This is a genomic window from Streptomyces ossamyceticus, assembly GCF_001418475.1.
Lineage (GTDB): Bacteria > Actinomycetota > Actinomycetes > Streptomycetales > Streptomycetaceae > Streptomyces > Streptomyces ossamyceticus.
Window position 1 is genome coordinate 1 of record NZ_LIQX01000292.1, and the last position, 10,584, is coordinate 10,584.

The window sequence follows — 10,584 nt, forward strand, 5'->3', positions numbered from 1 at the left end:
CGCCGAGGGCGCCCTCGGCGAGGGCGGTGAGCAGGTGGGCGGCGCCGGAACGGGTCGTGCTGGTGGGGGCGGTGGTGGTCATCGGGTGGGGCCCTCCTTGTCGAACAGGTAGTGGTGCACGTCGAGGTAGCCGGCCCGGAACCCGGCCTCGGAGTAGGCCAGGTAGAAGGTCCACAGCCTGCGGAAGGTCTCGTCGAAGCCGAGCGCCTCGACGTCGTCGGCACGCTCGGTGAACCGCTCCCGCCACAGGCGCAGCGTCTCGGCGTAGTGGGCGCCGAACGCGTCGCGCCGCGCGAGGCGCAGCCGGGTGTGGTCGCGGGCGGTGTCCTCGATCGCGCGGGTGGAGGGGATGCGTCCGCCGGGGAAGACGTATTTGTGGATCCAGGTGAAGGTGTCGCGGGTGGCGAGCATCCGGTCGTGCGGCATGGTGATGGCCTGGAGCGCCACCCGGCCGCCGGGGGCGAGCCGCTCGTCGAGGGCGCGGAAGTACACCGGCCAGAACTCGGCGCCGACCGCCTCGATCATCTCGACGCTGACGACGGCGTCGTACTCCCCCCGTGCCTCGCGGTAGTCGCACAGTTCGACGGAGACCCGCTGGTCGAGTCCCGCGGCGCGGATGCGTTCGCGGGCCAGGTCGCGCTGTTCCCGGGAGAGGGTGAGGGAGGTGACGTGGGCGCCGCGGGCGGCGGCCCGCAGGGCGAGTTCGCCCCAGCCGGTGCCGATCTCCAGCAGCCGGGTGCCCTCCCCGACCTCGGCCAGGTCCAGGAGGCGGTCGATCTTGCGGTGCTGGGCGGCGGCGAGCCGGTCCCAGTGGGCGGGGAAGCCGCGGAAGACGGCGGAGGAGTAGGTGAGGGTGTCGTCGAGGAAGAGGGCGAACAGGTCGTTGGACAGGTCGTAGTGGCGGCTGATGTTGGTGCGGGACCCCTCGGGCGTGTTGCGCTCCTCGTGCGGCTGGCGCGGCGTCCACAGGCCGCGCAGGCGTTGCAGCGGCGCCGGGATCAGTTCGGCGGCGTGGGCGGCGAGCACGGTGAGGGCGCCGACCAGGTCGGGGGCGTCCCACTCGCCGGCCATGTACGACTCGCCGAACCCGACGAGGCCGGCGGTGCCCACGCGGGCGTGGAAGGCGGCCGGGTCGTGCACGTCCAGCAGCGGCCCGCCGAGGCCGACGGTGCCGTGGTCGGCGAGCCGGGCCCGCAGCGGCAGGTCGCGCAAGGCCCGCCGGACGAGGGCCGAGGTCACGGCGGTGCGCAGCGGCGAGGAGGCGGGGACGGCGGCGACGTCGGGCCAGCGCTCGGGATCGGCCGGGGCGGTCGGGCCGCCGGGGACGACACGGGGTTCTGCTGTGGTCATGCGGCGTTCTCCGGGATGCGGTGGTCGGGGCGCGGGTGGACGGGCAGTCCCCGCAGGTAGAGGCGTATGCCGTGGGCCCGGATGGCGGCCGACACGGCGAGGGTGGACCAGGGGTGGCGCGCCGCCAGCCGCAGCAGGGTCCGCGCGCTCGCCTCGCGCCGGGTGCCCCGGACGGTCGCGGTGAGGGTGCGGCCCTCCTCGCGGTCCAGGTGGACGGTCAGGTCGAGTCGCGTGCCGGGCGACGGCAGCCGCATGCGGTAGCGGCCGTCCACCGGGAGGAACGGCGAGACGTAGAACTCCTTGTCGGCGCGGTAGGGCCCGCCGGACGTGCCGGTGCCGCCGGCGGGCAGGAGGTAGCAGTGGCGTCCGCCGTAGGTGTTGTGGACCTCCGCGACGACGCAGCGCAGTTCGCCGTCGGGTCCGTGGCACCAGAACAGGGTGAGCGGGTTGAACACGTACCCGAGCACGCGCGCGTGGGTGAGCATCAGCACCCGTCCGCCGTCGAGACGCACGCCCCGCTCGGCGAGGAACGCGTCGAGGCCGGCCCGGATCGAGGGCTGGTCGCCGGTGAAGTGGTCCCGCGGGTCGAACCGGGCCAACGGGCGCAGGAGGCGGGGCAGTCGGGGCGGCCGGTCGGGGTCGAGGAGCCACAGGTAGGTGCGGTGCCGCAGCGCGTAGCGCCGGGGCGTGGTCCGTACGTGGGCGATCACGCAGGAGTAGAGGGCGGGGGTGTCCGGTACGGCGTTCACCAGCGCGCTCCCAGGGCCGCGGCGGCCTCGACGCCCGAGCGGCAGCCGTCCTCGTGGAATCCCCAGCCGTGGTAGGCGCCGGCGAAGGCGCAGACGGGACTGCCGAGTTCCGGCAGCCGTCGTTGGGCCGCCACCGACTCGGGGGTGTAGACGGGGTGTTCGTAGACCATGCGAGCCAGGACCCGGCCGGGGTCGACGCGGTCCTCGCCGCCCAGGGTGACCACGAACGTCTCGGCGGCGTCCAGGCGTTGCAGCCGGTTCATGTCGTAGCTGACCCGTACCCGGTCGGCGCCCGCGTCGCAGGACGGCAGCAGATGGTTCCACGAGGCGCGGGCGCCCCGGGACCGCGGCAGCAGCCGGGGGTCGGTGTGCAGGAGGGTGGTGTTGCGGGAGTAGCGGAACGCGCCCAGCACCTCCCGCTCCGCCTCGGTCGGGTCGGCCAGCATCCGCAGCGCCTGGTCCGGGTGGACCGCGATCACGACGGCGTCGTACGACGCGGTGGTGCCGTCGGCGGCCGTCACCGCGGCGCCGTCGGCGTGGCGTCGTACGGCTCGGACGGGTGTGCCGGTGCGGACCTCGTCGATGTGCTTGGCGACGCGGTCGACGTACTCGCGCGATCCACCGGTGACCGTGCGCCACACCGGTGAGCCGCCCACCGACAGCAGTCCGTGGTGTTCCAGGAAGCGGAACAGGTAGGCGGCCGGGTAGCGCTGGGCGGTGGCGGCGTCGCAGGACCAGACGGCGGAGACGACCGGCGTCATGAAGTGGGTGCGGAAGTAGGAGGAGAAGCCCTCCCGGTCCAGGAACTCCCCCAGGGTGAGCGGCGGATCACCGCCCCGGGCGAGCAGTCGCCGGGCCGCCCGGTGGAAGACGGGCACCTCCGCCAGGAGCCGCAGATAGCGGCCGCGCAGCAGGTTGCCGGGCCGGGCGAACAGCCCGGCGGGGCCCCGGGCGCCGGCGTACTCCAGTCCGCACCCCTCGCACCGGACCGACATGCTCATGTCCGACTCCTGTGTGGCGACGCCGAGTTCGTCGAAGAGCCGCAGCAGCCGCGGATAGGTGCGCCGGTTGTGCACGATGAACCCGGAGTCGACACGGTGCACGCGTCCGTCGTGCGCCGAGGTCAGCTCGTGCGTGTGCGCGTGCCCGCCGAGCCGGTCGTCGGCCTCGTACAGGGTGACGTGACCGGTCCGCCCCAGGAGGTACGCGGCCGTCAGGCCGGCCACCCCGGCGCCCACCACGGCCGTGTGCCGTCCGTACCGTGCCGTGCGCTCCGAGTCGTGCGGAGCCTTCCCTCTGTCCCGCGGATCCATCGCCTCTTCCTCCCACCCTGCGTGCTCCGGTTCTCGCGTAATCCGGAGCAGGTCGGGCGGTGGATTGGCAAAGCCGTGAATCTTGTGACGCGCGGGGGGACGGACGGGCCGCGTGGGCGACCGGGACCCTTGTGACCTGCGACGAAGGGGTCAGCGGTGCTCGGGATTCTCCGCACCCGGGCGGCAGCCCGCGTCCCACTGGGTGCGCTGGTTGCCGTGGGCCGGCATACCTCCGGCGCGCTTCAGCAGGGCTGCCATGTGCATGAGGTTCCAGGTCATGAACGCGGTGTTGCGGTTGGTGAAGTCGTTCTCCGGTCCGCCCGAGCCCGGGTCCAGGTACGACGGTCCGGGGCCGGCCGCGCCGATCCAGCCGGCGTCGGCCTGGGGCGGGATCGTGTAGCCGAGGTGCTGGAGGCTGTAGAGGACGTTCATGGCGCAGTGCTTCACGCCGTCCTCGTTGCCGGTGATCAGGCAGCCGCCGACGCGGCCGTAGTACGCGTACTGCCCCTGCTCGTTGAGCTCGCTGGAGCAGGCGTACAGGCGCTCGATCACCTTCTTGGTCACCGAGCTGTTGTCGCCGAGCCAGATCGGCCCGGCGACGACCAGGATGTCCGCGGCCTTCACCTGCTCGTACAGGGCCGGCCACTCGTCCGTCGCGAAACCGTGCTCGGTCATGTCCGGGTAGACACCGGGCGCAATGTCGTGGTCGACGGCGCGGACCTCGGAGGTGGTGACCCCGCGCGACATCATGATGGCCGCGCTCTTGTCGATGAGGCCCTGGGTGTGGCTGAGCTGCGGGGACGGCTTCAGCGTGCAGTTGATGAACAGAGCGGTCAGGTCGTCGAAACGGTAGGGCTGGTCAGCGGCGGACGCCGAAGGAGCTGTCATGGGGTCAGCGTCTCGCGCACCATCCGTTTTGTCGCACTCCGACGCACCGCCCGTGCGTCACCTCAGCCCTGGCGCAGCGGACCGAAGAAGGTGCGCAGGTCGGTGACGAGCAGGTCGGGGGCGTCGTGGGCCGCCCAGTGGCTGCCGCGGTCGAACCGCGACCAGGAGACGATGTTCTTGTGGTCGCGCTCGGCGAACTTGCGCACCGGGCGGAAGTCGTGGGCGAAGCTCGCCAGGCCCGTCGGCGCGGTGGTCGGCTCCGCGGGGTGCTCGGTGTGGCGGTCCTCCCAGTACAGCCGGGCGGAGGAGGCGCTGGTGTTGGTCAGCCAGTAGATCGTGGCGATGGTCAGCACGGTGTCGGGGTCCACGGCGGTGCCCAGCAGCTGGCCGATCCAGGCGAGCTGGCCGGCCGGCGAGTCGGCGAGCGCGTGGGCCAGGTTCTGCGGCTTGGTGGCCTGGAGTTCGGCGTACGCCGACATCTCGGTGTTGAACGACTGGAGGAACTGCAGCAGCCCCACCTCCTCCTCGGTCAGGCCCTCGAACTCGCCCGGGGTGCCGTCGGGGAAGGAGAAGATCTGGTTGACGTGCACGCCGATGACGTTGTCCGGGTTCTGCCGGGCCTGCTCGGGGGCGACGAACGCGCCCGCGTCGTTGCCGTGCACCCCGTAGCGCTCGTAGCCGAGGCGGCGCATCAGCTCGGCCCAGGCAGCGGCGATCCGGTGGCGGTTCCAGCCGGCCTCACGGGTGGGTCCCGAGAAACCGAAGCCGGGCATGTCGGGGATGACGACATGGAAGGCGTCGGCCGGGTCCGCGGGGTTGGTGAGCTCGTCGACGAGGCCCATGTACTCCACGAAGGTGTTGGGCCAGCCGTGGGTGAGGAGCAGCGGGGTGGCGTCCTCGTGGGGCGAGCGGACGTGCACGAAGTGAATGGTCTGGCCGTCGATCTCGGTGGTGAAGTGCGGGTGGGCGTTGAGCCGGGCCTCGTGCTCGCGCCAGTCGTACGTGGTGCGCCAGCGCTCGACGAGATCCCTGACGTACGAGACCGGTACGCCGCGCTCCCAGCCCGGGGGTACCGGGCCGGTCTGGACGGCGGCCGGGTCGGTGGGGAGCTCCTCGGCCCAGCGGGTGCGGGCGAGGCGCTCCTGGAGGTCGTCCAGCTCGGCCTGCGGGATGTCCATCTGGAACCGCTTGATCTCCGTCATGAGTACAGCTTCGTGCAGCGTCTGACCTGCATCAACGCCGAAAAGCAGCACGGTCGTTCTGTGAGACGCAACGATCGCGGACGGCCGGGGAGGGGTCGTGCGGCACCGGCTTGGTCAGCGCACCGGCTCGGTCAGCCAGCCCACGTCCGCCGCGTGGTCCGCCGCGCAGTCGGCGAAGGCCTCGGCCAGCTGCTCCTGCGGGCCCGCCGCCCACACCGCGCGCACCGGCATCGGCGGCAGCCCGGTGAGCGGGGCGACGACCACACCGGGCCGGTCGTACGCGTCCAGCAGCGACGCGAAGGTCAGATGGGCCAGCGTCCCCTCGGCGACCAGCCGCAGCACGTCCTCCACATAGCTCGCCGGCAGTCGCCGCAGCGGCACCTGGCTCCCGCCGGGGGTGGTGGCCGGGGCCCACAGCTCCCCGAACCACAGCGGCAGCTCGGGGTAGATGACGGGGCAGCCGCGCTCCGCGAGCTCCTCGACGTCGATCGTGTCCCGCCCCGCGAGGGGGTGTCCGGCGCCGAGCATGACGGCGCGGGACACCCGGTGGATGACCTGCCCGATGTGCAGCGGGGGCTCGACGGGGGCGGAGTCGGTGGGCATCCAGGTGACGAAGACGTCGACCGGCCACTCCTTGCCGAGCCAGCGGAAGAGATCGGTGGTGGGCATGCCGGAGGCGACGACCCGGCAGTCCGGGTAACGGCGCTCGAACGCGTCGATGAGTTCCGCGCGCAGCTTCTCGGGCAGCGTGGTGGAGAACCCGGCGCGCAGTACGCCCCCGCCGAGGGACCCGGTGCGGCGGACGTCCTCCAGGGTGCGCTCGATCTGGATGTACGCGGCCCGCAGCCCCGCGTAGAGCTGGGCGCCCTGCGGGGTCAGCCGCACCACCCTGCTGCTGCGTTCGAACAGGCGCGCCCCGGCCCGCCGTTCCACCGTCCGCACCAGGTTGCTGACCCGTGACGTGGACAGCCGCAGACGGTCGGCTGCCCGCCCGAAGTGCAGTTCCTCGGCCACGGCCAGAAACGCCTCGATCTCCCGCATCTCCAGCATCCCGAGCACGCTAGCGGGAACGTTCGACGGAGGGACCAGTTCCGCCGAACGGTCGTACAGACGGCGTCGCGACCGCTGCGGGGCCCCCGTGTGAACAGCCGTACCGAGCCCCGCCCGCGCCGAGCCTCGTTCCTCCGCGCGGTCAGCCGCAGGCGTCCTCCCCCTCCGGGCCCGGCACGCGGATCATCAGCAGCGTCACGTCGTCGTCATGGGCGGCCGGGTCCGGGAGGAGGGTGGTGATCAGCCGGTCCGCGGCCCGGTCGAGGAGTTCCGGGTCCGCGGGGGCGCCCTTCAGCGCCAGGTCGAGGGTGTGGGTGAGGACGTCGATCTGGACCTCGATGTCGGTGCCCGGTCTCTCCACGAGTCCGTCGGTGTAGAGCACGAGGGTGCTGCCGGGCGGCAGCGGCTGGGTGGCCTCCTCGAACGGCACTCCGCCGCCCAGGTCGTTGACGCCGAGCGGCACTCCGACCGGGGTCCGCAGCCGGCGGGCGGCCCCGTCCGGGGGCAGGGCGACGACGGGCAGATGCCCGGCCGAGCACAGGGTGACCGCGTCCGCGTCCTGGTCCATGACCAGGTAGACGCAGGTGACGAGTTGGTCGGCGAGGTCGCTGACGAAGGCGTCGAGGGCGGTCATGAGCATGCTGGGCGTGGCGCCGGTGCGGGCCAGCGCGTGGGAGGCGGCGCGCAGCTGCCCCATGACGGCCGCCGCCTCCAGGCCCCGGCCCATCACGTCGCCGACGATGACACCGGTGCGGCGTTCGCCGAGGGGGATGACGTCGAACCAGTCCCCGCCGACCCCGGGGTCCTGGACGGAGGCCAGATAGCGGTGCGCGCTGGGCAGATGCGGCAGGCGGGGCGGGTCCCCCATGAGGCTGTGCTGGAGGGTGTAGGCGATGTGCCGGTGCTGCTCGTAGCGCTCGGCGCGGGCGGCCTCCGCCATTCTGCGCTCGGTGATGTCCCGCACGGTGAGGACGACCAGGGTCTCCTGTTCGGCCTGGAGTCTGCTGACGCTCACCTCGACGGGGAACTCGGAGCCGTCGGGGTGCCGCCCGTACAGGTCCCGGTCCACGACGGTCGGCCGGGGGTCGCGCAGGCGCAGGTAGGCGTTCAGCAGGGCGCTGTGCCGTCGGCGCCGGTCGGGGGGCACGAGCCGGACGACGTCGTGGCCGACGAGGTCACCGGGCACGAGGCCGAACAAGCGTTCCACCTGGGCGTTGGCCATGACGATGGTGCCGTCGCCGTCCAGGATGAGGGTGGCGTCGGGCGCGGATTCCAGGAGCGAGAGGAAGCGCCGCCGGGCCCGCTGTACCTCGCGCTGGGCCGCGACGCGTTCGGTGATGTCGGTGATCACCCCGCACACGGCGTAGGGCTTGCCGTTCGCGTCGTTCAGCGGGAACAGCGAGCTGAGGACGTCCCGCTCGCCATCCGGCAGCCTGACCAGCTCCTCGCGCTGTACGGGTACGCCGCCGGCGAGCATGGCGAGGTCGGCGGCGCGGGCCTGACGTGCGAGGCCGGGCGGCAGCACGTCCTCGTCCCGCAGGCCCATCACCTGGTCGCGGGACAGGCCCGTACTCGCCTCGAACGTCGTGTTGACGGCCAGGAAGCGGCCCTCCAGATCCTTGATGAACACCACCGCCGGCGTGTGGTCCATGAAGGCCTGGAGCAGTTCGTTCTGCCGTACCTGCCATTCGGCACGGGCATGGGCTTCCTCGATGCGGCGGCCGCCCGCCGAGGCCGCGAGGACGACCGCGGCGAAGACGGCCACGTGGCCGGCCACGAGGAGGGCGGTGCCCAGTCGCGCGCTGAAGAGGCCCTCGTCCTCACCCGCGAGGACGGCCCAGCCGAGCAGGGGCGGTACGACGAGGACGGTGGCGAACAGTCGTCGCCCGAGGGCTCCGGTGGTGCCCGCGTTCATCAGCAGTCCCGCGAGGTCCTCGTCCGGCCGGGCCAGGAACGCGGCGGTGCCCAGCAGCATCAGGGCGATCGCGGTGTGCAGGGCCATGCCCGTGTAGGCGCCGAACCGCTCCAGCTCGGGCACCGCGTAGACGGCCCCGTACAGCCGCAGCATGCCGAGGGCCAGGATGGCCAAGCCGGGGACCTGACTGGTCCAGGCGGGCGCCCTGGAGGTGCTCGCGGAGAGGGAGGCGGCGCCCCCGAGCACCAGGGCCGCGGACGTGTTCGGAGACATCAGGCCGGCTTTCCCCGTCGCCGCCTCCGCGGTGTCGTCCTCGAAGAGGAGTTCGTCGATGCCGAGCCCCGCCCCGGTGAGGTATTCCAGGACGGTGAGGCCGCCGATGAGAAGGGCCAGGGACGCGGTGGCGCGGGCGGCGATCAGGGCGGCCCGCGAGAGCCCCGCCGTCCCCCCGGAGGGCGGGCCCGTCGCACCCCGCCCCGTCACGCCGGTACCGACCGGTCGGCGAGCGACCAGGAACAGCGAGATGCCGAGGGCAAGGATGGCCACGGCGGTGTTCGCCTTCATGGAGGTCCCGGCACCGGGCAGGATGCGCTTCAGCCCGTCGGCGTCGAGGATCCACCCGGCCAGGCTCAGCCCTCCCAACACAGCGGCCACCAGGGCGGCGACCTGGGCAGCCGTCCGGGCGCCTGCCAGGATCGAGGCGTGGAACGGCAGGCCCCCGGCCTGTGTCGCCCCACCCGCGCCGGGCGGCTCGGACGCCCGATGTTCTCCCGTCACCGCGTTCTCGACTCTGTGGACGAAGCCGTATCCGCACACTCGGCTCAGGTGCGGAAGGAAAGGTACCTACAGCGTCGCCCGCCCGGGCGGAATGCGCGATCGAGAGCGGAGGTCACGCACGGGTCAGGAAAGACCGAGAGCCTCCAGTACGGCCATCGCCGCGTTGTGGCCCGGCACTCCGCTGACCCCGCCGCCGCGTACGGCGCCCGCACCGCACAGGAGCACGTTCGGGTGGCGGGTCTCCACGCCCCAGCGTCCGGTGTCCTCCTGGGTGTGGGGCCAGGCGAGGGCGCGGTGGAAGATGTTGCCGCCGGGCAGGCCGAGGTCGCGTTCCAGGTCGAGGGGGGTCCTGGCCTCGATGCAGGGGCGGCCCTCGGCGTCGGTGGCGAGGCAGTCGCCGAGGGGCTCGGCGAGATGGGCGTCGAGCTGGGCGAGGGTCGACTTCAGGAGTTCCTCGCGTACGGCGTCGTTGTCGGCCTCGAACAGCCCCGCGGGGGTGTGCAGCCCGAACAGGGTGAGCGTCTGGTAGCCCTGCTCGACCAGGTCCGGGCCGAGGATCGTCGGGTCGGTGAGGGAGTGGCAGTAGATCTCGGAGGGCGGTGCCTCGGGGAGCCGGCCCGCGGCGGCCTGCGCGTAGGAGGCCGCGAGCTGGTCGTAGCCCTCGGCGATGTGGAAGGTGCCGGAGAACGCCTCGCGCGGGTCGACGGATCCGTCCCGGAGCCTCGGGAGGCGCTTGAGCAGCATGTTCACCTTGAGCTGTGCGCCCTCGGCGGGTGCCGGCGGCGTGTCGCCGGTCAGCGTCGCGAGCTCCTGGGGTGAGGCGTTGACCAGGACGTGCCGGGCGGCGACGGTGCCTTCGCCGTCCGGTGTCCGGTAGGTGATCTCGGCGGACCGGCCGTCGGTCGCGATGTTCCGTACCTCGTGGCCGGTGGCGAGCACCGCTCCGGCCGCGCGGGCGGTGGCGGCGAGTGCGTCCGTGAGGGCGCCCATGCCGCCGACGGGGACGTCCCAGGCGCCCGTGCCGCCGCCGATCACGTGGTAGAGGAAGCAGCGGTTCTGCCTGAGGGTGGGGTCGTGGGCGTCCGCGAAGGTGCCGATCAGGGCGTCGTGAGGACGACGCCGATCGGCTCCTCGAAGAGGGCGCGCCAGGCGTCCTCGTCGTCGATGCGGGCCCGCAGCTCGTCCCTGGTGGGCAGCGGCTCGGTGAGGGTCGGGAAGACCCGTTCGGCGACACGGCCGGTCATGCCGTAGAAGCGCTGCCAGGACTCGTACTCGCGTCCCGAACCGGTCAGTCGTGCGAACGCCTCCCTGGTGCGGTGCTCGCCGCCGCCGACCAGCAG

General features: G+C 72.8%; 7 protein-coding genes and 1 pseudogene. All 8 read right to left on the reverse strand.

Annotated elements, in window-relative coordinates:
* Nucleotides 1-78: 78 nt before the first annotated feature.
* On the reverse strand, nucleotides 79-1,350 hold the full coding sequence (locus AOK15_RS22045) for a class I SAM-dependent methyltransferase (RefSeq protein ID WP_055519553.1): 1,272 nt from the start codon (nucleotides 1,348-1,350) through the stop codon (nucleotides 79-81).
* Entirely contained in the window at nucleotides 1,347-2,099 is a 753-nt protein-coding gene (locus AOK15_RS22050; protein ID WP_107099475.1) for a DUF1365 domain-containing protein, read from the reverse strand. Before AOK15_RS22050 ends, AOK15_RS22045 begins: the two co-directional genes overlap by 4 nt.
* The gene (locus AOK15_RS22055; protein WP_055519555.1) at nucleotides 2,096-3,412 is read right to left on the reverse strand and encodes an NAD(P)/FAD-dependent oxidoreductase; all 1,317 of its coding nucleotides are present in this window, start codon (nucleotides 3,410-3,412) and stop codon (nucleotides 2,096-2,098) included. The genes AOK15_RS22050 and AOK15_RS22055 overlap by 4 nt, the downstream gene beginning before the upstream one ends.
* A 150-nt stretch (nucleotides 3,413-3,562) precedes the next feature.
* The gene (locus AOK15_RS22060) at nucleotides 3,563-4,300 is read right to left on the reverse strand and encodes a flavodoxin family protein (RefSeq protein ID WP_055519558.1); all 738 of its coding nucleotides are present in this window, start codon (nucleotides 4,298-4,300) and stop codon (nucleotides 3,563-3,565) included.
* A 62-nt stretch (nucleotides 4,301-4,362) separates the two neighbouring features.
* Nucleotides 4,363-5,502 carry an epoxide hydrolase family protein gene (locus tag AOK15_RS22065; RefSeq protein ID WP_107099476.1) on the reverse strand — a complete coding sequence of 380 codons (1,140 nt, stop codon included), beginning with the start codon at nucleotides 5,500-5,502 and terminating at the stop codon, nucleotides 4,363-4,365.
* Between the two features lie 114 nt (nucleotides 5,503-5,616).
* Complete coding sequence (locus tag AOK15_RS22070; protein WP_157870335.1) at nucleotides 5,617-6,552, reverse strand: LysR family transcriptional regulator; 936 nt, start codon at nucleotides 6,550-6,552, stop codon at nucleotides 5,617-5,619.
* Nucleotides 6,553-6,694: 142 nt separating this feature from the next.
* Nucleotides 6,695-9,244, reverse strand: coding sequence for a PAS domain S-box protein (locus AOK15_RS22075; RefSeq protein WP_157870336.1), 2,550 nt, complete (start codon nucleotides 9,242-9,244; stop codon nucleotides 6,695-6,697).
* Between the two features lie 123 nt (nucleotides 9,245-9,367).
* Nucleotides 9,368-10,584: pseudogene (locus tag AOK15_RS22080) on the reverse strand (phytoene desaturase family protein); the annotation flags it as partial.

Bases quoted from the DNA above. Each gene is read 5' to 3' on its own strand.
- AOK15_RS22055 (WP_055519555.1), bottom strand. From the start codon at position 3,412: ATGGATCCGCGGGACAGAGGGAAGGCTCCGCACGACTCGGAGCGCACG.
- AOK15_RS22045 (WP_055519553.1), bottom strand. From the start codon at position 1,350: ATGACCACAGCAGAACCCCGTGTCGTCCCCGGCGGCCCGACCGCCCCG.
- AOK15_RS22070 (WP_157870335.1), bottom strand. From the start codon at position 6,552: ATGCTGGAGATGCGGGAGATCGAGGCGTTTCTGGCCGTGGCCGAGGAA.
- AOK15_RS22065 (WP_107099476.1), bottom strand. From the start codon at position 5,502: ATGACGGAGATCAAGCGGTTCCAGATGGACATCCCGCAGGCCGAGCTG.
- AOK15_RS22060 (WP_055519558.1), bottom strand. From the start codon at position 4,300: ATGACAGCTCCTTCGGCGTCCGCCGCTGACCAGCCCTACCGTTTCGAC.